At 57.2% G+C, this 24,180-nt stretch carries 22 protein-coding genes, 1 pseudogene and 1 other annotated feature; of the genes and pseudogenes, 14 read left to right on the forward strand and 9 right to left on the reverse strand.

The features are described 5' to 3' along the window. The first annotated feature begins 61 nt into the window (after positions 1 to 61). The 6 genes from ftsZ (at position 62) to rpsU (ending at position 6,934) form a co-directional block, all read left to right on the forward strand. Positions 62 to 1,246, forward strand: coding sequence for a cell division protein FtsZ (gene ftsZ, locus ABVS15_RS11010; RefSeq protein WP_369283726.1), 1,185 nt, complete (start codon positions 62 to 64; stop codon positions 1,244 to 1,246). A 446-nt stretch (positions 1,247 to 1,692) separates the two neighbouring features. Continuing rightward, positions 1,693 to 2,736 (forward strand): SpoIVB peptidase, encoded by a 1,044-nt coding sequence (gene spoIVB / locus ABVS15_RS11015; protein WP_369283727.1) that lies wholly within the window; start codon positions 1,693 to 1,695, stop codon positions 2,734 to 2,736. A 424-nt stretch (positions 2,737 to 3,160) separates the two neighbouring features. After that, positions 3,161 to 5,194, forward strand: coding sequence for a methyl-accepting chemotaxis protein (locus ABVS15_RS11020; RefSeq protein WP_369283728.1), 2,034 nt, complete (start codon positions 3,161 to 3,163; stop codon positions 5,192 to 5,194). Positions 5,195 to 5,442: 248 nt separating this feature from the next. Further along, entirely contained in the window at positions 5,443 to 6,204 is a 762-nt protein-coding gene (gene spo0A / locus ABVS15_RS11025) for a sporulation transcription factor Spo0A (RefSeq protein WP_369283729.1), read from the forward strand. Positions 6,205 to 6,290: 86 nt separating this feature from the next. Next, positions 6,291 to 6,575, forward strand: coding sequence for a TIGR03905 family TSCPD domain-containing protein (locus ABVS15_RS11030; RefSeq protein ID WP_369283730.1), 285 nt, complete (start codon positions 6,291 to 6,293; stop codon positions 6,573 to 6,575). 173 nt (positions 6,576 to 6,748) lie between these two features. After that, positions 6,749 to 6,934: a 30S ribosomal protein S21 gene (rpsU, locus tag ABVS15_RS11035; protein ID WP_040659605.1), complete on the forward strand. Its 186-nt coding sequence runs from the start codon at positions 6,749 to 6,751 to the stop codon at positions 6,932 to 6,934. A gap of 219 nt (positions 6,935 to 7,153) precedes the next feature. Here rpsU and ABVS15_RS11040 read toward each other — a convergent pair whose 3' ends face one another. Beyond that, on the reverse strand, positions 7,154 to 7,921 hold the full coding sequence (locus ABVS15_RS11040) for a hypothetical protein (protein WP_369283731.1): 768 nt from the start codon (positions 7,919 to 7,921) through the stop codon (positions 7,154 to 7,156). A 94-nt stretch (positions 7,922 to 8,015) separates the two neighbouring features. On the opposite strand from ABVS15_RS11040, the gene ABVS15_RS11045 reads away from it, so the two are divergent. The 3 genes from ABVS15_RS11045 to ABVS15_RS11055 all read left to right on the forward strand — a co-directional run bounded on the left by ABVS15_RS11045 (position 8,016) and on the right by ABVS15_RS11055 (position 9,759). Further along, complete coding sequence (locus ABVS15_RS11045; protein WP_369283732.1) at positions 8,016 to 8,540, forward strand: YqeG family HAD IIIA-type phosphatase; 525 nt, start codon at positions 8,016 to 8,018, stop codon at positions 8,538 to 8,540. A 142-nt stretch (positions 8,541 to 8,682) separates the two neighbouring features. Continuing rightward, positions 8,683 to 9,252: an elongation factor P gene (gene efp, locus ABVS15_RS11050; RefSeq protein ID WP_369283733.1), complete on the forward strand. Its 570-nt coding sequence runs from the start codon at positions 8,683 to 8,685 to the stop codon at positions 9,250 to 9,252. Positions 9,253 to 9,330: 78 nt separating this feature from the next. Beyond that, positions 9,331 to 9,759, forward strand: coding sequence for a CD1247 N-terminal domain-containing protein (locus tag ABVS15_RS11055; protein ID WP_369283783.1), 429 nt, complete (start codon positions 9,331 to 9,333; stop codon positions 9,757 to 9,759). A 55-nt stretch (positions 9,760 to 9,814) separates the two neighbouring features. On the opposite strand, the gene spoVAE is transcribed toward ABVS15_RS11055, so the two are convergent. The 6 genes from spoVAE to ABVS15_RS11085 all read right to left on the reverse strand — a co-directional run bounded on the left by spoVAE (position 9,815) and on the right by ABVS15_RS11085 (position 15,771). Next, entirely contained in the window at positions 9,815 to 10,171 is a 357-nt protein-coding gene (gene spoVAE / locus ABVS15_RS11060) for a stage V sporulation protein AE (RefSeq protein ID WP_369283734.1), read from the reverse strand. Positions 10,172 to 10,263: 92 nt separating this feature from the next. After that, a complete protein-coding gene (gene spoVAD / locus ABVS15_RS11065) occupies positions 10,264 to 11,280 on the reverse strand; it encodes a stage V sporulation protein AD (RefSeq protein ID WP_369283735.1) in 1,017 nt (338 codons plus the stop codon). Positions 11,281 to 11,474: 194 nt separating this feature from the next. Beyond that, positions 11,475 to 12,218 carry a DUF554 domain-containing protein gene (locus ABVS15_RS11070; protein WP_369283736.1) on the reverse strand — a complete coding sequence of 248 codons (744 nt, stop codon included), beginning with the start codon at positions 12,216 to 12,218 and terminating at the stop codon, positions 11,475 to 11,477. Continuing rightward, the gene (locus ABVS15_RS11075) at positions 12,212 to 12,949 is read right to left on the reverse strand and encodes a ThiF family adenylyltransferase (protein WP_369283737.1); all 738 of its coding nucleotides are present in this window, start codon (positions 12,947 to 12,949) and stop codon (positions 12,212 to 12,214) included. Before ABVS15_RS11075 ends, ABVS15_RS11070 begins: the two co-directional genes overlap by 7 nt. A gap of 82 nt (positions 12,950 to 13,031) precedes the next feature. Further along, complete coding sequence (locus ABVS15_RS11080) at positions 13,032 to 14,606, reverse strand: peptidylprolyl isomerase (protein WP_369283738.1); 1,575 nt, start codon at positions 14,604 to 14,606, stop codon at positions 13,032 to 13,034. A 307-nt stretch (positions 14,607 to 14,913) separates the two neighbouring features. After that, the gene (locus ABVS15_RS11085; protein WP_369283739.1) at positions 14,914 to 15,771 is read right to left on the reverse strand and encodes a chemotaxis protein CheW; all 858 of its coding nucleotides are present in this window, start codon (positions 15,769 to 15,771) and stop codon (positions 14,914 to 14,916) included. Positions 15,772 to 16,016: 245 nt separating this feature from the next. Beyond that, positions 16,017 to 16,240, forward strand: a binding site (T-box leader). Between the two features lie 36 nt (positions 16,241 to 16,276). Between ABVS15_RS11085 and ABVS15_RS11090 the strand changes: the two genes are divergently transcribed. From ABVS15_RS11090 to glyA, 5 genes are all read left to right on the forward strand, one after another. Beyond that, complete coding sequence (locus ABVS15_RS11090; protein ID WP_369283741.1) at positions 16,277 to 16,861, forward strand: hypothetical protein; 585 nt, start codon at positions 16,277 to 16,279, stop codon at positions 16,859 to 16,861. Between the two features lie 90 nt (positions 16,862 to 16,951). Continuing rightward, positions 16,952 to 19,594, forward strand: a complete 2,643-nt coding sequence (locus ABVS15_RS11095) for a valine--tRNA ligase (protein ID WP_369283742.1) — start codon at positions 16,952 to 16,954, stop codon at positions 19,592 to 19,594. Between the two features lie 378 nt (positions 19,595 to 19,972). Then, positions 19,973 to 21,184: a DNA polymerase IV gene (gene dinB, locus ABVS15_RS11100; RefSeq protein WP_369283743.1), complete on the forward strand. Its 1,212-nt coding sequence runs from the start codon at positions 19,973 to 19,975 to the stop codon at positions 21,182 to 21,184. Next, the gene (locus ABVS15_RS11105) at positions 21,181 to 21,771 is read left to right on the forward strand and encodes a 5-formyltetrahydrofolate cyclo-ligase (protein WP_369283744.1); all 591 of its coding nucleotides are present in this window, start codon (positions 21,181 to 21,183) and stop codon (positions 21,769 to 21,771) included. The genes dinB and ABVS15_RS11105 overlap by 4 nt, the downstream gene beginning before the upstream one ends. Positions 21,772 to 21,954: 183 nt before the next feature. Then, the gene (gene glyA / locus ABVS15_RS11110; RefSeq protein ID WP_369283745.1) at positions 21,955 to 23,202 is read left to right on the forward strand and encodes a serine hydroxymethyltransferase; all 1,248 of its coding nucleotides are present in this window, start codon (positions 21,955 to 21,957) and stop codon (positions 23,200 to 23,202) included. A gap of 113 nt (positions 23,203 to 23,315) precedes the next feature. Here the strand turns inward: glyA and ABVS15_RS11115 are convergent, their stop codons facing one another. Further along, a complete protein-coding gene (locus ABVS15_RS11115) occupies positions 23,316 to 23,663 on the reverse strand; it encodes an arsenate reductase family protein (protein ID WP_369283746.1) in 348 nt (115 codons plus the stop codon). A 99-nt stretch (positions 23,664 to 23,762) separates the two neighbouring features. After that, positions 23,763 to 23,960: pseudogene (locus ABVS15_RS11120) on the reverse strand (GIY-YIG nuclease family protein); the annotation flags it as partial. Between the last annotated feature and the right edge of the window lie 220 nt (positions 23,961 to 24,180).

Consider the following 24,180-nt stretch of genomic DNA (forward strand, 5'->3'; position numbering starts at 1 on the left):
CCAATTTACACAGGCAAGGAGGAGATTCCTCCCGATACGAACGACAGCAGGAGGCAGCTTTATGGCATTTGGATTGGAAACCGGCCCGGACGCCGTGGTGAACATTAAGGTGATCGGCGTCGGCGGCGGCGGAAATAACGTGGTTAACCGCATGGTCCGCTCGGGCACCAAGGGTGTGGACTTTGTGGCCATCAATACGGACAAGCAGGCGCTGAATGTGTCCAGCGCTACCTATAAAATTCAGATCGGTGAAAAACTGACCCATGGGCAGGGTGCGGGCTCGGACCCGGAGGTGGGCCGCAAGTCCGCCGAAGAAAGCCGCAGCCAGATTGCCAAGGCGCTGGAGGACACGGACATGGTGTTCATCACCGCTGGAATGGGCGGCGGCACCGGCACAGGCGGCGCGCCCATTGTGGCGGAGATCGCCAAGGAGCTGGAGATTCTCACTGTGGCGGTGGTAACCAAGCCTTTCGGCTTTGAGGGCCGCCGCCGGATGCAGCAGGCGGAAAAGGGCATCTCGGAGCTGAAGGACAAGGTGGACTCTCTGGTCATCATCCCTAACGAGCGGCTCAAGCACGCCACGGACCAGAAAATTACATTTGCCAACGCCTTTGAAATCGCGGATGATGTGTTGCGTCAGGCAGTGCAGTCCATCTCCGATTTGATTCGGGACACCGGGTTCATTAACCTGGACTTTGCCGACGTGACCACCATTATGAAGGGCGCGGGTCTGGCCCACATGGGCGTTGGCCGCGCAGCGGGCAAGGGCAAGGCCGAGGAGGCCGCCAGGATGGCGATTTCCAGCCCCCTGCTGGAAACCTCTATCGCCGGGGCCCACGGCGTACTTATCAACGTCACCGGCTCCATGGACATCGGACTGGAGGAGGTGGAGCAGGCCGCCACGCTGGTGCAGGAGGCCGTCAACATGGACGCCATCACCATCTTCGGCGCGCAGTTTGACGAAAACCTTGAGGATGAAATCCGCGTGACCGTCATTGCCACCGGTTTTGAAAAGGTTGCCACTGAGCCTCCCGCGCGGCAGGCCGCCCCTGCTGTTCCTTCCGCTGCCTTTGCGGCTCCCTCTGTGGAGACGCCTGCGGTCCCGGCGGAGTCCGCCCCTGCGGCACAGCAAATTACAGCCGAAGTGCCCCAGCCCCTGAGTACGGTGGACGATCCCAAGCCTCAGGAGCCGGAGGACGACCCCTTTGAGGATATCTTTAAGATTTTCAGCAAGCGGGACGACTAATCCGCCTGTTCCGGCGAGAGAAGCGGACCTTTGTTTGAAGAAGCCTTTTTTCCGGGACTGAAAAATTTCGGGAAAAAACCTGCGGGGAATACAAACCCTCGCGGGAGCAAAATTCTGTGCCGGACCAAAAGGCAACAGATTTACTTAAATCCGTCAGGAGGCTTTCTGAGAGCTTTCTGACGGATTTTTTTGCCCACTGGCGCTTTTAAAAATTTACAAATTTTAGGGTAAACGCATAACTTTGCAGGGGATATTTTCAGAAACCGCCGGGGCGCGGCGCTGGAAGCTGTTTCCATGGCAGGACCGCCGGTATTTTCAACGGCAGAAATCTGCCGGTTTGCAAACAGTAACCTTGCCGGCGAAAAACAGAAGAGACAAAGAGAGAGAATGCCGGCTTCTTTTCTGAAAGCCCGGCGCGCGCCGGACTTTCAGAAAGGGGCGATTCAATGGATGAAACGGCTGAGAAAGCAAAAAATTCAAAAAGCGGCCGCAAGGGCGGGGCGGCGCTGGGGCTGGCGGCTATGCTTCTGGCGTCCGCGCTGACAGTCCCGGCGGCCGCGGCGGACCTTTCCTCCGCCCGGACGTTGGTCCCCGTGGGACACACTGTTGGTATCAAACTGTTTTCAAGAGGCGTCCTGGTGGTGAAGCTGGCGGATGGAAACACCCCCGCCAGAGCCTGCGGCCTTTCCGCAGGTGACGTCATTGTCCAGTGCGCTGGAAACCAAATTACCTCCACGGAGCAGTTTCAATCCCTTTTGCAGGATGCAGCGGGAGAAAGTGCGAAGCTGGAGGTCCGCCGGGGAAGTAAGCTGCTGGATTTAAGCATCACCGCCGACGACAACGACGGAGATGGAAGATTCGCCATCGGCGCATGGATTCGGGACAGCATGGCCGGAATCGGCACCATGACCTTTTATGACCCCGAGAGCAACACCTTCGGCGCGTTGGGCCACGGCATCACGGACGTGGACACCGCCGCGCTGATGCCCTTTTCTTCCGGTTCGATTCTGCCCTCCACCGTGAAAACGGTAAAGCGGGGCGAAACGGGCGCAGCGGGAGAGCTGAAGGGAAATTTTGACATGACGGTAGATACCGGGGACCTTTACGCAAATACCGCCAACGGCGTGTTTGGGACTCTGACGGATCAGGAGCTGATGGAGCGTTTGGGTGACAAAGCACTTCCCGTGGCAGAGAACGATCAGGTCCACACCGGAAAAGCGACAATTCTTGCAAATGTGGACGGAGACGCAGTGAAGGAATACGAAATCGAAATCACAAAAATTCTCAGCACCGACCCTGCGGGCCGAAACCTGCTTATTACGGTGACGGACCCGGAGCTTCTGGAAAAAACCGGAGGCATCGTACAGGGGATGAGTGGCTCACCTATCTTACAGGACGGACGACTGGCGGGCGCGGTGACCCACGTTTTGCTGGGCGACCCCACTCGGGGCTATGGGCTTTTGATCCGAAATATGCTGAAAAACACGTAAACATTCAAAAAATCTGTCGACTTTCCCGTAGTATCTGCATAACGGAGCAAATAAAAATGCCAAATATTTAAAATTTGCGTCTAAGATGCAATAAGGCAGTAAACAAAAGCCGCGGATGCCAGCGCCGCTTTCCTATTTAAAACTCCTTTAATAGCAAGAGAAGCTCCCGGATGGACCATCCGGGAGCTTCTTTTTATGATGTTTATGATGGTAAAAAAGGTGCCTGGATGCGAAGCAAAGCGGTAATGAAAAAAACGCAAAGTTGGATATTTTTTTACAAAAAACAATTTGTTTCCATTTGTTTCGACATATGATATAATCACCAGAAAGCGCTTCTTTCAGGAATTTTCGCGGCACGGCAGCGGCAAGAGATTGAAAAGCGGCGGTAACAAATTTAAAAGTTTAAAGTAGTGGAGAAGTATTCATGAAATCAATCAAGCTCAGACTGGTCGCAGCATTCACACTCATTATTCTGCTGGTCACAGCCGCACTGGGAGCCGCTGCAATTTATGTAGTCAGCAAGGACCTGCTTTCCGATGCCCGGGATGATCTGGGGGCTATGGCACAGGCACAGGCGCAGTACATTTCCTCTGAGAACAGCGCACAGCTTTTGTACATGGATGGGCTGGCACAGGTTCCCGCAATCACCGACAGCACGGCCTCTCTGGACGAAAAGGTTGCCTATTTCGAGGCGGAGGCCAAGCGTTCGGGCTATATTCTCTTTGGCTTTGCGGATAAAACCGGCAAGGCCGTCATTCTGAACAGCAGCCGGGAGACGAACGACGTGTCTGACCGTCCCTTTTTTCAGTCCGCCATTCAGGGAACGCCTGCTGCTTCGGATCTGATGTTCAGTAAGCTTGACGGAGAGCCGGTGCTGGTATATGCCGCCCCAGTGTATGAAAACGGAAAGATTATCGGGGTTTTATACGGCAGAAGGGACGGGCTGACCCTCAGCCAGATCTGCGAAAATGTCACTTATAAAAACACCGGATACGGATATATCGTCAACAACGAGGGCGTCAAGGTGGCCCACAAGAACATCGATCTTGTGCTCCGGCAGGACAACGACATTGAGAATGGAAAAGCCGACCCGGCGCTTGAAGCCTTGGGTACCCTCACTGAGCAGATGACCACGCGCCAGAAGGGCGGCGGCGAATATACATACAACGGCAAGGAAAAGCTGGTGGAATTCACTCCCATCGAGGGCAGCCCCTGGATTCTGGCGATGACGCTGGAAACCAACGAGGTGATTGAGCGGACGCATGTCCTCACGCAGATGCTGATGCTGCTGTGCGTGGTGATGGCGGGCGTAGGCGCGGTTGTCACATGGCTGATCAGCGGCTCTATCGCAAAGCCGATCAAGTCCATTACAAAGGCTGCCCAGCAGATTGCGGACGGGGATTTCGACGTTCAGCTTTCGGTCAAATCCAAGGATGAGCTGGGTCGTCTTTCGGATGCATTCCAGCTTACGATTCAGAGACTTGTCAATTATCAGGGATACATTGATGAAATTTCCGACGTGCTGTCCTGCGTGGCGGGCGGGGATTTGACGGTTGAACTCCAAAGAGAATACGACGGGCAGTTCAGGAAAATTAAGGATAATCTCCAGTCCATGCTGGACAATCTGGACGGGATGCTGCTGCAAATTCATCAGTCTGCGGATTTTGCGGACGGGGATGCGGAGCAGGTCGCCACGGCTGCACAGACCCTCTCCAGAGGCGCCACAGAGCAGGCCAGCGCCGTGGAGCAGCTTTCCGCCTCCATTGAGGAGGTCACCGGGCAGATTCGGCAAAATGCGGAAAACGCCAAGCTGGTGCAGGAAAAAGCGGAGTTTGCAGGGCGGGAGCTGCATAGCAGCAACAACCACATGCAGGAGATGGTTGCTGCCATGGGGGAGATTTCCTTCAAGTCCTCCGAGATTATGAAGATTATCAAAATTATTGATGACATTTCATTCCAGACCAACATTCTGGCGCTGAACGCCGCAGTGGAGGCCGCCCGCGCCGGACAGCACGGCAAGGGCTTTGCTGTGGTGGCGGACGAGGTACGAAATCTGGCGGGAAAATCGGCGGTGGCTGCAAAAGACACCACCGCCCTCATTGAGCAGACGCTGGCCGCCGTGGAAAACGGAAGCAGGACTGCGGACGTGACCGCCAAGGCTCTGGAAGCCAGCGCCAGAGAGACGGCCGAGGCCGTGGGGCTGATTGACAAGATTGCCGCCGCCTCGCAGGAGCAGGCCATGGCAATTGTCCAGATCAATCAGGGCGTGGGGCAGATTTCGTCGGTGGTCCAGACCAATGCTGCCACGGCGGAGGAGAGCGCCGCCGCCAGCCAGGAGCTGTCGGAGCAGTCCGCCCTGCTGAAGGGGCTTCTGGCCGGGTTTAAGCTGCGGCAGAACCGTACCCCCGTGGAGAAAGATTCCGCGCCCGATTTCCAGAGCGCGGGCGTTTTGGACTGAGGCGTCCGGTGCATTTTTTCCCGGAGTGATGGCCTTTTTCTTCGAAATATGCTGAAAGACAAACAGATTTGAAATGTTCCTGCCGAATTTACTGTGACAGATGCATAACGGGTCGAATAAAAAATCCCAATTATTTACAATTCCGTCTTGCAAAGACTGTCCGTTTATGGTAAATTATAGAAAACCCAATCCGAACTTTTGGGAAACCGGAAGAAATTTCAATGAAGAGATGGAGGACAGGTTGCGTTATGGAGATCTGCAGGAAAGTGGTTATAGCCGACGCCAATGAGAGCTACCGGGCGATGCTGAGGGAAACAATCGAACAGACGGGAGAATTCACGGTGGTCGCCGGCGTAGGCGACGGGAAAAACGCGCTCCGCCAGGTGCGGGAGCAGCTACCGGACTTGCTGCTGCTGGATGTGGTGCTTCCGGAGCTGGACGGCTTCGGCGTGCTGGAGCAGCTTCGCAGAGAAGAGCTTCCGACGCGGACAATGATGATCTCCTCATTTTTTACGGAACAGGTGGTGGGAGAGGCTCTTGAAAAGGGCGCGGCATTTTTTATGCCGAAACCTTTTGAAAACAGCGCACTGATGGAGCGGATGCGCTCCGTCTGCCGGCCTGTTCAACCGGTATCCCATACAAAAAGTTTAAAGAACATGGTCACCGATATTATCCATGAAATCGGCGTTCCCGCCCACATCAAGGGATATCAGTATCTGCGGGAGGCCATACTAATCGCGGTGGACGACATGGACGTGATCAATGCAGTGACAAAGGTGCTCTATCCCGAGGTAGCCCGCCGTTTTTCCACCTCGCCCTCTCGCGTGGAGCGGGCCATCCGCCACGCCATCGAGGTGGCATGGGATCGGGGCGATTTGGAAACGCTGCAAAAGTTTTTCGGCTATACCGTTTCCAACACCAAGGGCAAGCCCACCAACAGCGAGTTTATCGCCATGATCGCAGATCGGCTGGTGCTGGAGGGCCGCAGCTTCGGCGGAAGCGCGGGATAAAGGACTCTCGCCGCCCGCCTGCTTGACGCTGGCGCGGCAATATGGTATCCTTTCCGAAGGGATCAAAAGCGGAAAGGAAGCGGAACATGACGTTTACATTTCACCCCCGGGGGACCTGCTCTCAGGAGATGCATTTCCGGCTCAATGCAGAAAATGTGATTGAGGAGCTGGAGGTTGTGGGCGGCTGCAGCGGCAATTTGCAGGGCATCGCGGCACTGCTGCGGGGGATGGACGCCCGGGAGGCCGTCGATCGGCTCAAGGGCATCCGCTGCGGCATGAAGTCCACCTCCTGTCCCGACCAGGTGGCAATTGCTCTGGAGCGGGAGCTGGACCGACAGGCGGCAAATTTGGAAGAATTGGAAAAATCATAAAAAGCGGCCCGCCCTTTTTTGCGGGGCGGGCCGCTTTTTTGCGTCTTGTCGCTTTTCAGAAAATCCTCTTGACAAGGCGCGAATCAACCGTTATAATGATTTCGTTAAAGCCATAATAAAATGGCCCTTAAGTGCTGCGGGTTTCCCGGCATTCTGGAGGGAGGGAAATATAAATGTCTGAAATTCATATCAAAGAGGGCGAGAACATCGACAGCGCCCTGAAGCGTTTTAAGCGCAGCTGCGCTAAGGCGGGCGTTCTCGCGGAGGTTCGTAAGAGAGAGCACTACGAGAGCCCCAGCGTCAAGCGCCGCAAGAAGTCTGAGGCAGCTCGGAAGAACAAGAATAAGCGCTTCTATTGATTCTCGTTTGATAAAGGGCGCCGTGGAGAATTCCACGGCGCCTTTTTGTCGACTTGAAACGCAAGCCTTCAAATGGCGTGCGAGAATCGTGCCCATAGGGAAGTGGTGTTTGGGGAACAACTATTTTGGATATGCGGCGGGTGCGGGGAAGCGCCGCTTGCTCTGAAGTTCCGGAATGAGGAAAAGAGAGAAAGCCCGCGGTGCGCGCTTAGCAGGATTTTACTTTCCGAACAGCTTTCCCAAAAGGTCGCTGACCTCGGGATACTGGAAAAACGCTGCCTGAGCGCCTAGGTTTTGGCCGATGCGCAGCTTTTGCAGCAAAGTGTCTCCGTCGTCAAACAATATGAAATGGGTTTCGCCACGGCAGGCGTAGGTGAAGTACCGGGCGCACAGGTCCGGAGAGAAAAACACGGACGGCTGTTCCCGCTCCATCAGCTCCGCCAATTCCTCCCGCCGCAGAGGGCGGCCCTCTCCGGAGGGACAGGGGAGAGGGAAGTCCATCATCAGCCGTTCCAGATCCAGCGCCAGCCGCCCCGTGCTCCGGGCGGAAGCAGCGTCCCGCAGCCGCTGGGTCAGGTTACCGCCGGACAGGGCCGTGCAGACCGGGACAATTGCCGTGGGCGCGGCGGAGGCATAAGGCTCCGGCACGTAGAGCGTCAGACGATTTTTTTGAAAAAGCTTTCCCATGGTCCCCGCCAGCAGCAGCAGGTCTCCCCTGGGTTGGGGCGCTTCAAAATCCAACACCGCCCCGCCGTAGTTTCGTCGGGAGCACTCCCGCACCGCGGCGGCAGCCAGTTTTTCCGGCTCCTCCACCGTGGGCGCATCGTGGTCGCTGAGGCCCAGCAGCCCGCCCTTGGTCTGTACCAGCAGGTTCTGGCGCAGCAGGGCGGACTCCGGTCCGATGCGATAGGCCATATGGACAAAGTGACGGGTGAAACGGGACGCCTCCCGGAGCTGCTGCGGCGTAACGGCAAGATAGACCTGCAAGCCAAGACCCCCCTTGTGTGCTTTGAAAAAAATTGGTATACTAAAGATGATGAAAGATCAATTCGTAAAATGCTATGAAGGGGGAAGACTGAATATGCCTTTTTCCCTGGTACCGGACAGGCTGTTTGCCCGCTATGACGAGGTAACGCCCGATTTGCTGCGCAAGCTGGGCGTGACGCTGCTGCTGAGCGATTTGGATTTTACGCTGGCAGAGAAAAAGACACGCCGCCCCGATGGGGCGCTTAAGGACTATATCGCCGGATTGAAGGACGCGGGCATTGGCTTTGTCATCGTGTCCAACAACCGCTCGGGAAGCCGGGTAACGGAATTTTGCGACGAGCTGGGCGTGCCCTATCAGGGGCGGGCGGGAAAGCCATCTCCCCGGGGGATTCTGGCCGCCATGGAGAAAGCGGGTGGCACGGTGGACCACACCGCCATGCTGGGCGACAAGCTTTTGACCGATTGCCTGGCCGCCAAGCGGGCGGGGGTTTTAGCGCTGACCGTGGAGCCTGTGGGCGGGGCCGTGACGCTCTGGCAGAAGGTGCTTCACGCACTTCAGGCGCCCTTTAAGGCCGTTTGTTGCCGCAAATTGCGAGGAATTGATAAAAAATCCTTCTGAATTTCCCCCAATCAGCGGGAAAACCCTTGCATTCATCCCGTATCTGGGGTAAAATATCCTAGGCTATTTTGTAAATTTGAAAAGCAGAGAAAATGTCCTCCTGACGGGTCGTTTTCTCGTAGATTTGTAAGGAGGAAAAACTATGCCTACGATTACTGCCGGTGATTTCCGCAACGGTGTCACTTTCGAAATGGACGGCAAGATCATGACTGTGGTGGAGTTCCAGCACGTCAAGCCCGGAAAGGGCGCGGCGTTTGTGCGCACCAAGATGAGAAACGTGGTGACCGGCGGCGTCACCGAGACTTCCTTCAACCCCACCGCCAAGTTTGAGCAGGCGTTTGTGGAGCGCAAGGACGCGGAGTACAGCTATCAGGACGGCGACCTGTACTACTTCATGGATCCCGAAACCTATGACACGGTTCCCCTGAACCGGGACGTGCTGGGCGACGGCTTCCGCTTTGTGAAGGAGAACACGGTGTGCAAGCTCTTGAGCTACAAGGGCAGCGTCTTCTCCGTGGAGGTCCCCAACTTTATGGACCTGGTGGTGACCGAGACGGAGCCGGGCCTGAAGGGCGACACCGCCACCAACGTGACCAAGCCTGCCATCGTGGAAACCGGCGCAGAGATCAAGGTGCCTCTGTTCATCAGCACCGGAGACAAAATTAACATCGACACCCGGACAGGCGAATATCTCTCCCGCAGCAAGGACTAAACGAGAGCGCGCCTGATTCAAGAGGAGGGTTCCTCTATATTACAAACAACGAAGCAGGAAGAAAGGAGCGTGTACACGATGGAAATTACCGAGAGAGTCGCTTATCTGAAGGGGCTGGCCGAGGGCCTGGGCCTGGACACCGAATCCAAGGAGGGCAAGCTGATCACCATGATCATTGATATTCTGGACGATGTGGCCCTGGAGCTTCAGGACCATCAGGACCAGATTATCGAAATTTCCGAGGGGTTGGACGCTGTCAGCGACGACCTGGAGGACGTGGAGGAGCTCGTCTACGAGGACGACGAGCTGGAGGATGACGACGAAGACGACGACGACGATTCCGAGGACTGCTACGCCACCACCTGCCCCACCTGTGAGGAGACGGTTTACTTCGACGAGTCCATTTTGGAGGAGGGCGAAGTGGTCTGCCCCAACTGTGGGGAGAAGCTGGAATTTGACCTGTCCGACATCGAAGAATGCGACTGCGGAGAAGATCACGAGGACTGAGCGGTTTTAAAAGCATAAAAGCGGCGGCTCCATCAGGAGCCGCCGCTTTTTATGCTTATCGCTTGTCTCCGGGGCGAAACAGCAGCGCCATCAGCGTGGCAAAAATGACAGCCGCGGCAATGCCGCCCGCCGTGGCGGTGAGCCCGCCGGTAAACACGCCCAGCCACCCCTGCTCCGCAACGGCTTTCTCCACGCCCTTGGCCAAAGAGAAGCCAAAGCCGGTAAGGGGTACGGTGGCCCCTGCTCCGCCCCATTCGGCAATGGGCTTATAAACGCCCACCGCCCCAAGCAGCACGCCCGCCACCACATAGCCGGTGAGAATGCGGGCGGGGGTGAGCTTGGTTTTGTCAATCAAAATTTGCCCGATTGCGCAGAGAATGCCGCCACAGAGAAATGCTTTCAGATAGTCCATAAGAACCTCCAAACCGAGTTTTTTCTCTCCCAGCTTTTCCATGTTTGCCCGAATTATGCGGAAGGTGGGCGGCGGGGAAGAAAAAGATATGTCTACCGCTCCGTGCAGATGCACACCGCGTGGCACACGCCGGGAATGGACTCCCCCTGAAAGCTGGAGGTGGGAGAGAGCAGCGCCCCGGTGGGGGCGAAGAGAATCCGCCGCCACTTTCCCGCCCTCAGTCCCGGCAAAAGATACCCGCACAGAATCGCCGCCGAGCAGCCGCAGCCGGAGGCTCCGGCGTGCATGTCCTGCTTTTCCCGGTCATAGAGCAGCATGCCGCAGTCCAGATAGTTTTTGCTCATGTCCACGCCGTCCCGCTGGAAAAAGCCGCGGACGATGCTGTGGCCCAGCTCTCCCAAGTCGCCGGTGAGAATCAGGTCAAAGTCCGAGGGTTTTGTCTTCGTGTCCTTGAAAAAGGCGGAGATAGTGTCGTAGGCCGCAGGAGCCATGGCAGCACCCATGTTGTTCACATCGGTTACGCCCTTGTCCACGATTTTGCCGCAGGTGACATGGGTGACGAAGGGACCCTCTCCCTCCCGGCCCAGAATGCAGCAGCCGGACGCGGTGGCGGTCCATTGGGCGGTAGGGGAACGCTGGTTCCCGTACGGAACGGGCATACGATACTGTCTCTCCGCCGTGCAGAAATGAGAGGAGGTGATGGCAGCGGCCCGGTCGGCAAAGCCGCCGTCGATGCTCATGGCCGCCATAGCTAAGGATTCCCCCATGGTGGAGCAGGCGCCGTACAGCCCGAAAAAGGGAATTTCAAACTCCCGCAGACCAAAGGAGGTGCCGATGCACTGATTCAAGAGATCACCGGCAAAAATATAATCCAGATCGCCTGCGTGCAGCTTTGCCTTGTCCAGCGCCGTCTGCACCGTTTTTTGCTGCATCCGGGACTCTGCCTTTTCCCAGGTTTTCTCCCCCAGAAAGGAGTCCTCGCACAGCTCGTCGAAGCAGGCCGCCAGCGGCCCCTGCTTTTCCAGCTTTCCGCCGATGGCGGCAAAGGAGAGAATGGACGGGGGAGCGTCCAGTTGGACGGTCCGCCGTCCAACGCGTTTTTTGCTCATAAAAAAACACCGCCTTGTGATGATTTTCCATAGGTTGCCCCATTTGGAGAAAAATTATAGCAAACATCTGCAAGGGCAGTTTCCGTTCCGGAACAATGGAGCATGACGGAGGCGTGGGACTAAAAATCGCACAAAAAATGCCGTCGGGAGAACTTCTCCCGACGGCAAAGCCGCGCGTTAAAGGATTGGGCGCATTAAAACAGAGCGGGAATGGTTTCACTCAGACGGCAAAGCAAAATCGGCAGCAGGCAGGCGGGGGTCATATTCATGACCTTGATTTTGGTGATGCCCAGCATATTCAGCGACAGGGCGATAATCAGCAACGACCCTGCACAGGTCATCTCCGCGATGACCGCATCTCCAAGCAGAGGGGAAATCAGGGCCGCCAGCGCGGCAATGCTTCCTTGAAAGAGAAAGACAGTCACGGCAGAAAATGCCACGCCTACGCCCAGAGAGGAGGCGAAAATCACGGCGCTGATGCCGTCCAGCAGCGCTTTTGCAAACAGGGTGGAATGATCGCCCGTCAGCCCGTCTTGCAGCGCACCCACAATTGCCATGGCTCCCACACAGAACAGAAGGCTTGCAGCGACAAAGCCCTCCGACACAGAGGAGGCTCCGCCCGGAACCAAATGCTCCATCTTTTTCTGTACCCAATCGCCAAGAGAGCGCATCCGCCGGTCCAGATCCAGCAGCTCTCCAAGCAGTGCGCCAAAGACCATGGAGAGAATGGTAATCAGCATATTCTGCCCCGTCAGGGACCCGCTCACGCCGATATAGAGCACGCACAGCGCCACGCTTTTCATAACCAGATCCTGGAGCCGCTGCCCCAGCGTGCCGCCCTCGGCAACGGGTAGATGCCTGGCAATCCGTGTCAGGCCCAGCCCGGCTGCGGAACCGGCCAGAATGGCCAGCGCGTTAACAATCGTTCCGATCAGCATACCAACCCCTCCGTTTCCTTCAGCAGGCTGCGCACCACGGCGCTGCCCAGCAGCAGTCCGGCCGTGGCCGGGACCCACGGGTTGCTGGCGGGGACACTGCGCCGCCCCGGCGGGGGCGCTTCCATCTGCCGAACGGAGGAGACAGGTTCCTCGGGGCTGAATACCACTGGCAGATGACGAATCCCCCGGTTTTTCAGCTCCCGGCGCATCACGCGGGCCAGAGGGCAGCCGGATGTTTTTGAAATGTCCTCAATTCGCAGCAGGGAGGGGTCCAGCTTGTTTCCGGTGCCTAAAGCAGCAATGAGAGGAATATGCAGGCGCAGGGCGGTTTCCGCCAGATCCAGCTTGCAGGAGACAAGGTCGATGGCGTCTGCGATGTAATCGTACCGGCAGCCTGCGGGGAAAAACCGGTCCCGGTTTTCGGCATTGTACAAAGCATGGACAGGGTGGAGTTTCAGCGCGGGGTTAATATCCAGCAGGCGTTCGGCCATGGCCTCCGCCTTGGGGCGGCCCACGGTGGAGTGGAGGGCCTCCAGCTGGCGATTCAGGTTGGTGAGCGAGACGGCGTCGCTGTCTACCAGCGTCAGTTCGCCCACGCCGGAGCGGGCCAGACATTCCGCGGCATAGCTCCCCACTCCGCCAAGACCCAGTAAAAGCACGTGGGCGCGGGTAAGACGCGCCTGCCCATCCCGTCCCCAGAGCATTTCGTTACGCAGAAATTGATGATCCATAGCGATTTCCTCTTATCTGTCTAAGCGTTCTTTTTAGAAAAACACGGACCGGCTTTCGCCGGCCCGTGCTTCACGATGCAATTCAGCTCGCGGACACGTATTTGACGCCGCCGGTTGCCTCACCGGTGTACCCGGCGATGACACCGTCGTACCATGTGCCAAAATCCTGATTCCGCAGGGTGCTGTCCGCTTGTACCTGCCAGTAGGGGAGATTCTCACCCACAAAGTACATGATGTGATAGCCGTAATCGGTTTCCACCACGCCGGTGTCTCCGGCCTTGCGGCTGGAATCAAAGCACCAGTCGTTGAAGGTGGGCACCATCTGGCCCTGATAAATCTGCTCGTACAAACCGCCGTTGGCCTGAGAGCCGCCGTCCACGGAGTTTTCCTTGGCAAGCTGGGCGAAAGAATCCTCAGTGGCCGCGCCTGCCTGCCACTGGGCCAGAAGGTCCTCGGCCTTTGCCTTGGCCTCCTCTTTCAGCTTGGCCTGCTCCTCGTCGTAGCCGTCCTCGCCCTGCGCGATCTTGCCGGCTTCGGGCTGGAGAAGGATGTGGCGCACGTTTACGGTCTTATAGTCCTGACGATAGCGCTTACCGAAGGATACCACGTAATAGGCGGCGTTGTCCTCGTCGGCCAGAACGGCGGAGTCCCCTGCCTGACGGCCGCTGTCAAACAGCCAATCCATCAGCACGCCGGAGGAATAGGAACCGGCCTCGCCATTGGTATAGGACATCTTGTCGTTGTCCTTCGCCAGATCGGACAGGCTTTTTCCGGACTTGAAGCTGGCGTACAGCGTATCGGCGGACTGCTTGGCCGCTTTTAATGCGGCGGCGCTTTCCTCCTCGGTGGGATCCACGCTGTTTCCGTCGGCGTCCGTGGTGGCCTCGGCAGTGCCGCTGATGCGGACGCTCTGATAATCCACCACGTCATAGGTATTCCGGTTGGCGGCGTATTCGGCCTCCAGCTCCTCGTCCGTATAGGTCAGGCTGTCGTTATGGCTCTGGGAAAAGTCACTGGCCAGAATCACGCGCTTCATCTCGGCCTCGTAAACACTGCGGCTCATGGTCGAACCATAAATCTGCCGGAGGTATTTGACGATGCTCAGATTGGAGGCGGTGGCAGTGGAGGTAAGAGATTCTTCGTTAGCGTCGAACTGGGCCTGCATGGCGTCGTTCCAGACGTAGCCCTCTTCCTCCGCCTCGTCGTTCAGCGCGTAGATGGCGGACATCTGATCAATGGCCTGATCGACGAAATAGTCAAACCAAGTCTGCGTCTCGTCGCCGGGATAGGGCTGAGAGCGCAGGTCCTTGCTGGTGTCCAGCCCCATATAAGAAATATACGCGCTGTTCTGCTGGACAAAGTTCTGATAGATATTTACGAAATAGTAGTTCAGCTGGGGTACCTTCACGTCTGCCAGCACGGTCTTTTCCGCGGAGGAGGAGCCGCTGGCGGCGGGGTCCTCTGCTGAGGTAAGCTGGGTATACAGCGTGGCGGCGGTGGCATTTTTCTGGATGATGTTAGACTTCCATACCAGTACGGCCACCACCAGAAGGGCGAACAGGACGGCGATGACGGCGTACATAATGTTGCTGCGCCGGGCCTCCTTCTGCTGCTGCGCCTCCCGCGCGGTTCTGGAATGATTATCGTTTGCGCTCATTTTCGTTTCAGTCCTCTCAAAATCTTAAGTGAAGATGCGGGAAATCCCACGAATACACACCGACATATTATATAGGATAAACTGTGAAACTGCAAGCATAATTTCACGGATGCGGACGCCGGGGAATTTGCCGCCTGTCGGATTTCTCCAGCATAGTCGTCGGGGCTGAAAGCAACCTGAAAAAAGTGCCGCCGAAAGCCCCGGTTTATAAGCAGAGAATAAATAGAGGTTAAACAGAAACGAAATAAGGCAAAAAATCCATTACTTTATTGACGGAAGCCTAAGCCTTGATACGGCGTTTGGCAATTTATCCTGCGGACGCGGCGGCGCGCAGCGCGGCCACCTCGTCGCCTACCTGCAAAATATCGGGGAGGCTGAGCTCCAAAATCAGCTCGTCCTGCCCGGGGGCGCGCACCACACGCCGGATGTAGGGGGAGCGGGTCATAATCTGATTGTGTGCGCCCGCAGCCTCCTCCTCCACCATTTCCACAGATAACACCTCGTCCACCGTCAGGCCAAGACTGGTGTCGCCGCTGAGCACCAGCACCATCTCGTGAAATTCCCGGATGCGGAAAATCTCCTTGGCTTCCTCCAGCACGGAGAGAACCTTTGGCATATAAATGCTTCGAACCTCATCCAGCGCAGTCTGCTTACAATTGGCGATGGCTTCGCAATCCCCAGTGGCTTCGCACTGTTCCATCCGCTGGGCCGATTCGTGGAGCAAACGGTGGGGCTCTTCCATTCTGGACAGATGAGAGGCAAGCTCCGTACTGTCGGTTTTGAAGCTGTCGTACCACCTGCCCAGCTTGCACTTGTGGGGGTCTGTGGCCAGTGAAAAGGGTTCGCCGGTTTTAACAGAGCGCTCCAGCGCGGCAACCCAGTTAATGTGATCCTGCTTGCGTGCGTCCAGCATGGTGGTGAAGGCATCAAATTCCTCGTGAAGGGATTGCAGCTTCAAAGCAGCCCGGAGATTGAACAGGGTAACGCTGCTGCCCCGGAGGGAAAAAATTCCGGAAATATAGGGAGGCGCGTCCGGCACGGGGGTGTATTTCGGAAGCTCCATGATGGTGGAGACGTAGCGGCTGTCCGCGCAGTACAGTCCTCCGTTCAGACGGAACAGGATGGAGGGGCTTTGCACGCTGTCTTCCGCTTGATAAATGCTCATGGCAAAGAATTCCTTTCTTATTAAATATAATGAAGGGCCGTGTTCTTTAAAAATTACAATAGAAAGCGCACCACAAGGCGGGCAGAGACGGCGCGGCCCAGCTTGGTTACATTGTGGCCATTGTATCACAAAATCCGCACAATGCAAACACAAGAAACCCGCGGTAAAAAGATTTTCCGGCCTCCTGCACCCAATCTTGACAAAATGAGGCTGCGCGGTTATACTAAGCTGGATTTATGAATAGGAAAGCTGCGATGAGGAAAAGCAGTACCCGCGGACGGATGCAAAGAGAGGGGACGGACGGTGCAAGTCCCCGTGAAGTCGGCGGAGAAGTCGTTTCGGAGCATTGGCCTGAACTGGAAAGTAGGGCCAACGGGACCTCCCGTTACAGAGGCGGGCGCAAAGCGCCGGGAGAGTGCGGGAAATTCCCGAATTCAGGTGGTACCGCGGACTTTTGTTCGCCCTGAGCCGATCGGCTCAGGGCGATTTTTGTTTGGAGGGGCATATGGAAAGATTTGTATTCGATACGACCCAGGGTGCGGTACTGGAGGCTGCGGAGGAGGCGGCGCTGATGGATTGGGTCCGGGTGCGGAGCAACGCGGCCCGGGCCAGCATCCCGGTTGGGGTGATGGCCCTGTGCTTCACGGTATATTCTCTTGTGCAGAAAAACTGGGAGGCGGCGCTGTTCACGGTGTTGCTGGCGCTGATCATCATAGGTTTTTTCTTACTTCCGATGCAGCGGGGCAGGCGATTTCGTCTGGGAGTCCGGGAGGCACGGGCCCGGTGGCTGGATTTGACTGATGCGGTGCGGGCCCGGCCCATGCGCTTCGTGTTCGAGGGAGACGACTGCCGCATGCTGGACGGAAAGGGCGAGGAAATCCGCCTATGGAAAAATATCCGCATGGGTGAGGTCCGGGAGAGCAACCTGGTTTTTTGGATTCCGGCGGAGGACACCTCCGTTCTGCTGCATAAAAGTGCATTGATCGAGGGGACGGAAGATGCGTTTCGCGGGTGGCTGAAAAGTCGCAGCAAGCGCTATCGCGTTTACCGCGTGACAGAGCGTCTGCGCCGGAGTATGGAGCGGGAATAAAGCACCATAGGGCGTGCGCGAACGTCCCGCTGTTTGAGGGAGCCTGTATTTGTATAGAATTCAGATATCTGAGTATGAGGAGAGCAAGACATGAAAAAAGAACTGCCGAAGGTATATGAGCCGCAGCAGGTGGAGTCCCGCATCTACGAGAGCTGGATGGAGGGCCGCTGCTTTACGGCGGAGCCGGACCCTGAAAAGGAGCCGTTTTCCATTGTGATGCCGCCCCCCAACGTGACGGGTCAGCTCCACATGGGCCACGCGCTGGACGCGACCCTTCAGGACATCCTGACCCGCTTCAAGCGGATGCAGGGATATTCTGCCCTGTGGATTCCCGGCGTGGACCATGCGGGCATCGCCACCCAAATCAAGGTGGAAGAAGAGCTGCGGGAAAAAGAGGGCAAAACCCGGTACGACCTTGGCCGCGAGAAGTTTTTGGAGCGGGTCTGGGCATGGAAGGAAAAGTACGGCGACCGCATTGTGGAGCAGCAGAAGAAGATGGGCGTTTCCTGCGACTGGGACCGCTCTCGCTTTACCATGGACGAAACCTGTGCCCGGGCGGTGCGGGAAACCTTCTGCGACCTCTATGAAAAGGACATGATTTATAAGGGGAGCCGCATCATCAACTGGTGCCCCCACTGTGCCACCGCCCTGTCCGACGCGGAGGTGGAGTACGTGGATAAGCCGGGTCACCTGTGGCATATCCGCTATCCTTTGGCGGACGGGTCCGGCGATCTGGTGGTGGCAACCACCCGGCCTGAAACCATGATGGGCGACACCGGCGTTGCCGTGAACCCGGAGGACGAGCGGTTCAAGCACCTGATTGGCAAGAACTGCATTCTGCCCATCATGAACCGGGAGATTCCCATTGTGGGGGACGAATACTGCGAGATCGGCTTCGGCACCGGCGCGGTGAAAATGACCCCCGCCCACGACCCCAACGACTTTGAGGTGGGTTTGCGGCATAACCTGGAGATTATCCGCTGCATTGCGGACGACGGCAGAATCAACGAAAACGGCGGCCCCTACAACGGGATGGACCGCTACGAGTGCCGCAAGGCCATCGTAAAGGACCTTGAGGAGCAGGGCTATCTGGTGAAGACCGAGGATTACAGCCACAACGTGGGCACCTGCTATCGCTGCCATAACGACGTGGAGCCGCTCATTTCCGCCCAGTGGTTCGTGAAAATGGAGCCCCTTGCGAAGGAGGCCCTGCGGGTGGTGCAGGACGGCGAGGTGAAGTTCGTCCCCGAGCGGTTCTCCAAGACCTATATCAACTGGATGGAAAACGTCCACGACTGGTGCATTTCCCGCCAGCTCTGGTGGGGCCACCAGATTCCCGCGTGGTACTGCGACGAGTGCGGCCACATCAACGTGGGGCGGACGGACCCGGAGAAGTGCGAACAGTGCGGCTGCACCCACCTGACCCGGGACCCGGACGTGCTGGACACCTGGTTCTCCTCTGCCCTGTGGCCTTTCTCCACCATGGGATGGCCGGAAAAGACGGCGGATTTGAACTACTGGTATCCCACCTCCGTGATGGTTACGGGCTATGACATCATCTTCTTCTGGGTGGCCCGGATGATTTTCTCCGGCTGCGAGCAGATGAAGGAGATTCCCTTCCACACGGTTTTGATTCACGGGTTGGTCCGGGATGAAAAGGGCCGCAAAATGTCCAAGTCTCTGGGCAACGGCATCGACCCGCTGGAAATGGCCCAGGCCTACGGCGCGGACGCGCTGCGCTTCAACCTCATCACCGGTAACAGCCCCGGAAACGATACCCGGTTTTACACCGAAAAGTGCGAGGCCATGCGCAACTTCGCAAATAAAATCTGGAATGCTTCCCGTTTTGTCCAGATGAACCTGAGCATTGACTGCTGCGCCCTTCCTGCGAATCTGGAGCAGGAGGACAAGTGGGTCCTGACCAAGCTGAATGGGCTGGTCAAGGAGGTCACGGAGAATCTGGATGCCTATGAAATCGGCGTGGCCTCCGCCAAGGTATACGACTTTATCTGGGACACCTATTGCGACTGGTATATTGAGCTGACCAAAACCCGTATGAACGGCGATGATGCCCAGAGCCGCCTTGCGGCGGAGAATGTGCTGTGCTACGTGCTGATTCAGGTGCTGAAGCTGCTGCATCCCTTCATGCCGTTCATCACGGAGGAAATCTGGCAGTCCCTGCCCCGGGAGACGGGAGAAGAGGGGAGCTTCATCATGACCTCCCACTGGCCCGTGTATGACGAGGCGCTGAACTTCCCCGCCGAGACGGAGGCCATGGAAGCGGTGATGGACACTATCCGCGCCATCCGTGCGCGCCGGTCGGAGATGAACGTGCCCCCGTCCAAAAAGACGGAGCTGGTTTTGAAGACCGACGAGCCGGAGATTTTCCAGAATGCGGTGCACTTCATCACCCGCATGGCCTATGCCGAGCGCGTGACGGTTTCTGCCGCCGCACCGGAAACGCTGGACGGGTTGGTGAGCATTGTCACCCGCAAGGCCGTGGCCTATATTCCGCTGGCGGAGCTGGTGGACGTAGGAGAGGAGCTGGCCCGTATTGCCCGGGAAAAGGAAAAGGCGGTCAACGGTCTGCGCATCACAGAGGGCAAGCTGAAAAACGAAAAGTTTGTGGCAAACGCACCTGAGGCCGTGGTCAATGTGGAGCGGGAAAAGATTGCCAAGTATAAGGAACTGATTGCCCGGCTGGAGGAATCCGAGCGGGCGATGAAGGGATAAAACGGTCGAAAAAATTCCCTTGGTCGAATTTTAGAGAGATGGCGTGTCGCCTGTGGGCAATGCAAATTAAGGGGCTGGGGAAGTTATTTCCCCAGCTTCTTTGCGTTTGATTTTTTCTTATGCCACATATGAGATGCACGCCGATGGGAAGACTGTTTTGGTGAAAATTTTCATGGGAGGGAAAACGGCAAACTGTGTTTTGCCTGCTTTCTTAAAAAGTGAGGCATTAGGAAGTCCGCGTGGGAAGTGTGAAGACAACGAGCCGGGAGGGACGATGCGGTGGGTGCTGTGAGATTAGACTTGCAAATGCGAACGTTTGTGCTACAATAAAACAAATGAGCCGCAGCCGCGCTTTGGCGCGGGGAAAGGGGGGACGGCGTGGATCGGGTGATTTTGCACTGCGATATGAACAGTTTTTACGCCTCGGTGGAGCTGCTGTCCCATCCAGAGCTGCGGGACGCGCCGGTGGCGGTATGCGGCGACCCTACCTCCCGGAGGGGAATTGTGCTGGCAAAGAACGAGGCAGCCAAAAAATTTGGGGTTGTCACGGCGGAAACCATCTGGCAGGCACGGAGAAAGTGTCCCGGGCTGGTGCTGCTGCCGCCCCATCACCACCTGTATCGGGAATATTCCGAGCGGGTCAATGCCATCTACGAGGAGTATACCGATTTGGTGGAGCCCTTCAGCGTGGATGAAAGCTGGCTGGACGTGACCGGGTCCCTCCACCTGCTGGACGGAGACGGGCGGGCTGTGGCGGACCGGATTCGTGCCAGGGTAAAAAAGGAACTGGGACTGACGGTGTCCGTAGGCGTCAGTTTTAACAAGGTGTTCGCAAAGCTGGGCAGCGATTACAAAAAACCAAACGCAACTACGGTGATTTCTCCACAAAACTGGAGGGACATTGTGTGGCCCCTGCCGGTGGGAGCTTTGCTGTTTGTAGGAAAAATCGCGCAGGCAACCTTGGCACAGTTCGGCGTGCGGACCATCGGGCAGCTGGCGTCCATGGATGTGGGCCAACTGGAAACACTGATGGGGAAAGCGGGCCGTCAACTCCATGAGTATGCCAACGGTTTGGAGCATGAGCCGGTGCGGCCCCGAAGTGAGCTGGAGCCGCCAAAATCCGTAGGCAGCGGGTCCACCTTTCAGCGGGACCTGACATCCCGGAGGGAGGTGGGCGCGGCGCTGTCCCTGCTTTCCGACGAGGTGGCCATGCGGCTGCGACGCTGCGGCATGTATGCCGGGGGCGTGGCGGTCACGCTGCGCACGCCGGATTTTCAGGACCGATCCCGGCAAAAGCGCTTTGCCTCGCCTACGCACCTGATGCGGGAGCTGGCGGACGGGGCCATGGAATTGCTGGACACCTTCTGGAAGCCGCCCGCTCCTATTCGGATGCTCACCGTCACCGCCATCGCCCTGACGGAGGAGGCCGACGCCTATGAGCAGACGGACCTGTTGGATACCGCGGCCCCCCGACGGGAAAAGCAGGAGAAGCTTGAATCCGCCATGGACAAAATCCGGGGGAAATACGGAATGGGCGCGGTGCGTTTCGGCGCGCCGAGCCCGGAAAAAAAGGAGGACACGCTGTCATGACGATTGCGGAAGAGAAACAGGAACTGCGGCTGCGGGTACGGGCGCAGGAGAGGGCGCTTTCGCCCCGTTACAAGGAGGAATCCGACGCGGCGATTGCGGACCGCGTCCGCGCACTGCCGGATTATCGGGAGGCACACACCGTTTTCAGCTTTTTCGGCACCAAGCGGGAAATCAACACCCGCCCTATTCTGGAGGATGCGCTGCGGGCAGGGAAGCGGCTGTGTCTGCCGCTTTGCACCGAGGTACCGGGCATTATGGAGCTGCGGGCAGTAACCTCTTTGGACGATTTGGTTCCCGGCGTGTTCGGGATTCTGGAGCCGTCCGCAAGCTGCCCGATTCTGACGCCCGACGAGGTGGATTTTGCCGTGCTGCCGTGCCTGAGCTGCGGCCGGGCGGGCCGTCGGCTGGGTCAGGGCGGCGGGTATTACGATCGCTTTTTGACCGCTTACCGGGGCAGCGCGGTGCTTTTGTGCCGGGAGATGCTGCTCCACGAGGACATTCCTGTGGAGCCCCACGATATGCCGGTTCCGTGGGTTGTGACGGAAAAGGGGCTGTACGAGGACGGCGTTCCCGCGCGGCTTGAGTGACTTTTTGAATGTGGAAACCGCGCCGTTTATTTCCAATTTAAATGGAAAATAGTTTTAAACCGTCTTCACAAATGATAGTACGTGTGCTAAAATATAAAATGGCCGGGTGTTTTGGCAGGCCGTGTGAAAAATATGTTGACTAAAGCGTGTGGACAAATACACAATGATAAAGGAGACATTCAGATGGTGCACGAGACGATGGATTTTATTTCCAAGTTTGACCCCGAGGTTGGCGCTTCCATTAAAGAGGAATTCGCCCGCGAGCGCCGGAACATTGAGCTGATTGCCAGCGAAAACGTGGTCAGCGAGGCGGTCATGGCGGCGATGGGCACCTGCCTGACCAACAAATATGCCGAGGGATATCCCGGACACCGGTATTACGGCGGCTGCTATGCCGTGGACATCACGGAGGAGATTGCCCGCAAGCGTGTCTGCGAACTGTTTGGCTGCAATTATGCCAACGTTCAGCCCCATTCCGGGGCCAACGCCAATCTGGCCGCGTTTTTCGCGCTGGTCAAGCCCGGCGACACTGTGATGGGTATGAATCTTGCCCACGGCGGACACCTGAGCCACGGCAGCCCTGTGAATATCTCCGGAAAATATTTCAACATCATCCCCTACGGTCTGGACGAGGAGACGGAGCAGATCGACTATGATGCGCTCATCAAGCTGGCCGAGGAACACAAGCCCAAGCTGATTGTGGCGGGCGCTTCTGCCTATCCCCGTTCGATTGACTTCAAGAAGTTCCGCGAGGCGGCGGACGCGGCGGGCGCATATCTGATGGTTGACATGGCCCACATCGCGGGCTTGGTGGCTGCGGGCGAGCATCCCTCTCCCGTGCCCTATGCCGACGTGATTACCTCCACCACCCACAAGACCCTGCGGGGTCCCCGGGGCGGCCTGATCCTGTGCAATGATGAGGCTATCTACAAGAAGATCAACTCCGCCGTGTTCCCCGGCACACAGGGCGGCCCGCTGGAGCACATCATCGCGGCAAAGGCCGTGAGCTTTGGCGAGGCTCTGCGTCCGGAGTTCAAGGAGTATCAGAAGCAGGTTGTGAAAAATGCCAAGGCGCTGGCCGAGGGCCTTATCAAGGAGGGCTTCCGCCTTGTTTCCGGCGGAACGGACAACCACCTGATGCTGGTGGACGTGCGTAACTTCCACATCACCGGCAAGGAGTTTGAGCATCGGCTGGACGAGGTCCAGATTACCGTCAATAAGAACGCCATCCCCAATGACCCGGAGAAGCCCTTTGTCACCTCCGGCATCCGCGTGGGCACCCCTGCGTCCACCTCTCGCGGCTTCAAGGAGCCGGAGATGGAGAAGATTGCCCATTGGATGGCTTTGACTGCCCGAGATTTCGAGGGTACCGCAGAGCAGGTCCGCACGGAGGTCAATGCTCTGTGCGAGTCATTCCCTATTTATCAGTAAAAACGGCGAAGGCTGCGGCCTGAACCAAATGCGCCCCCGGCGGGACAGAGGTCCCGCCGGGGGCGCGATTTCGTATTCGCCGGGAAAATTGCAGCATCTGCTTTACAGGCGGTTTACAGTTGCTGGGTCCACTCTGGCTCCTTAAAGCCCACCAGAACGAAGTCTGCTCCCACCAAAATGGGACGCTTGACCAGCATTCCGTCGGTGGCGAGAAGCCTGAATTGCTCGTCCTCGGTCATAGAGGGCAGCTTTTTGGAAAGCTCCAGAGCCTTGTATTGCAGGCCACTGGTGTTAAAAAAGCGCTTGAGCGGCAGGTTGCTTTTTTTGTGCCAGACCCGTAGCTCGTCCTCGGTGGGGTTTTCCGTTTTGATATCCCTGAACTCATAGGAAGTGCCCTTCGCGTCCAAAAAAGTCCGGGCTTTTTGGCAGGTGGTGCATTTTGGATAGCATACAAACAGCATGTTAAATTCTCCTTTGTCGGTAATAGGAAGTCTTGGATATGGCGAAAGATCCAGCGCCGCGGGAATCCCGCCGCCGATGAGATGTTCTTTTTCCTGCCTGGAAAGGGTCTTGATGCGGTATTCCAGCCGGGACGCCGCTGCTCTGCCGTCCGCTTCCCACGCCGCTGCAAAGCGGACGGGCCGGCGGGCCGCCGTGTATTTTGCGCCGCCGGGAAGACGGCCCCCATGTTGGGCAAGGCGGCGGGCAAGGTCGGTGGTGATGCCGGTGTAAAGACTGCCGTCCCCGCAGCGCAGAATATAAGTATAGTACGCCGTTTCCCCTCGCCCCCCTGCAAGCTTTTTTTATCAGTATACCACAGCGTTTAACAAATGCACAGCTCTTTGGCAACCGGGAAAGGCAAAACGGGTGTTTACAGAGAGGCACCCGTTTAAAAATGTGGCAAAGAGCATTGCGGGAGATAAAAATGTTTGCTATACTGCTTTTAATATGGTTATTAAATGAAATTGGCGCAGAATA

It is taken from the genome of Oscillibacter sp. GMB15532 (assembly GCF_041020825.1).
Classification (GTDB): domain Bacteria; phylum Bacillota; class Clostridia; order Oscillospirales; family Oscillospiraceae; genus Oscillibacter.

What these genes read in the sequence shown, in the direction of transcription:
- ABVS15_RS11055 (WP_369283783.1), top strand. Translation starts at nt 9,331, where the DNA reads ATGGAAATTACCGAGAGAGTCGCTTATCTGAAGGGGCTGGCCGAGGGC.
- spo0A (WP_369283729.1), top strand. Translation starts at nt 5,443, where the DNA reads ATGGAGATCTGCAGGAAAGTGGTTATAGCCGACGCCAATGAGAGCTAC.
- glyA (WP_369283745.1), top strand. Translation starts at nt 21,955, where the DNA reads ATGGTGCACGAGACGATGGATTTTATTTCCAAGTTTGACCCCGAGGTT.
- rpsU (WP_040659605.1), top strand. Translation starts at nt 6,749, where the DNA reads ATGTCTGAAATTCATATCAAAGAGGGCGAGAACATCGACAGCGCCCTG.
- spoVAD (WP_369283735.1), bottom strand. Translation starts at nt 11,280, where the DNA reads ATGAGCAAAAAACGCGTTGGACGGCGGACCGTCCAACTGGACGCTCCC.
- ABVS15_RS11030 (WP_369283730.1), top strand. Translation starts at nt 6,291, where the DNA reads ATGACGTTTACATTTCACCCCCGGGGGACCTGCTCTCAGGAGATGCAT.
- ftsZ (WP_369283726.1), top strand. Translation starts at nt 62, where the DNA reads ATGGCATTTGGATTGGAAACCGGCCCGGACGCCGTGGTGAACATTAAG.
- spoIVB (WP_369283727.1), top strand. Translation starts at nt 1,693, where the DNA reads ATGGATGAAACGGCTGAGAAAGCAAAAAATTCAAAAAGCGGCCGCAAG.
- ABVS15_RS11080 (WP_369283738.1), bottom strand. Translation starts at nt 14,606, where the DNA reads ATGAGCGCAAACGATAATCATTCCAGAACCGCGCGGGAGGCGCAGCAG.
- ABVS15_RS11075 (WP_369283737.1), bottom strand. Translation starts at nt 12,949, where the DNA reads ATGGATCATCAATTTCTGCGTAACGAAATGCTCTGGGGACGGGATGGG.
- ABVS15_RS11095 (WP_369283742.1), top strand. Translation starts at nt 16,952, where the DNA reads ATGAAAAAAGAACTGCCGAAGGTATATGAGCCGCAGCAGGTGGAGTCC.
- efp (WP_369283733.1), top strand. Translation starts at nt 8,683, where the DNA reads ATGCCTACGATTACTGCCGGTGATTTCCGCAACGGTGTCACTTTCGAA.
- spoVAE (WP_369283734.1), bottom strand. Translation starts at nt 10,171, where the DNA reads ATGGACTATCTGAAAGCATTTCTCTGTGGCGGCATTCTCTGCGCAATC.
- ABVS15_RS11020 (WP_369283728.1), top strand. Translation starts at nt 3,161, where the DNA reads ATGAAATCAATCAAGCTCAGACTGGTCGCAGCATTCACACTCATTATT.
- ABVS15_RS11045 (WP_369283732.1), top strand. Translation starts at nt 8,016, where the DNA reads ATGCCTTTTTCCCTGGTACCGGACAGGCTGTTTGCCCGCTATGACGAG.
- ABVS15_RS11070 (WP_369283736.1), bottom strand. Translation starts at nt 12,218, where the DNA reads ATGCTGATCGGAACGATTGTTAACGCGCTGGCCATTCTGGCCGGTTCC.
- ABVS15_RS11085 (WP_369283739.1), bottom strand. Translation starts at nt 15,771, where the DNA reads ATGAGCATTTATCAAGCGGAAGACAGCGTGCAAAGCCCCTCCATCCTG.
- ABVS15_RS11115 (WP_369283746.1), bottom strand. Translation starts at nt 23,663, where the DNA reads ATGCTGTTTGTATGCTATCCAAAATGCACCACCTGCCAAAAAGCCCGG.
- ABVS15_RS11105 (WP_369283744.1), top strand. Translation starts at nt 21,181, where the DNA reads ATGACGATTGCGGAAGAGAAACAGGAACTGCGGCTGCGGGTACGGGCG.
- ABVS15_RS11090 (WP_369283741.1), top strand. Translation starts at nt 16,277, where the DNA reads ATGGAAAGATTTGTATTCGATACGACCCAGGGTGCGGTACTGGAGGCT.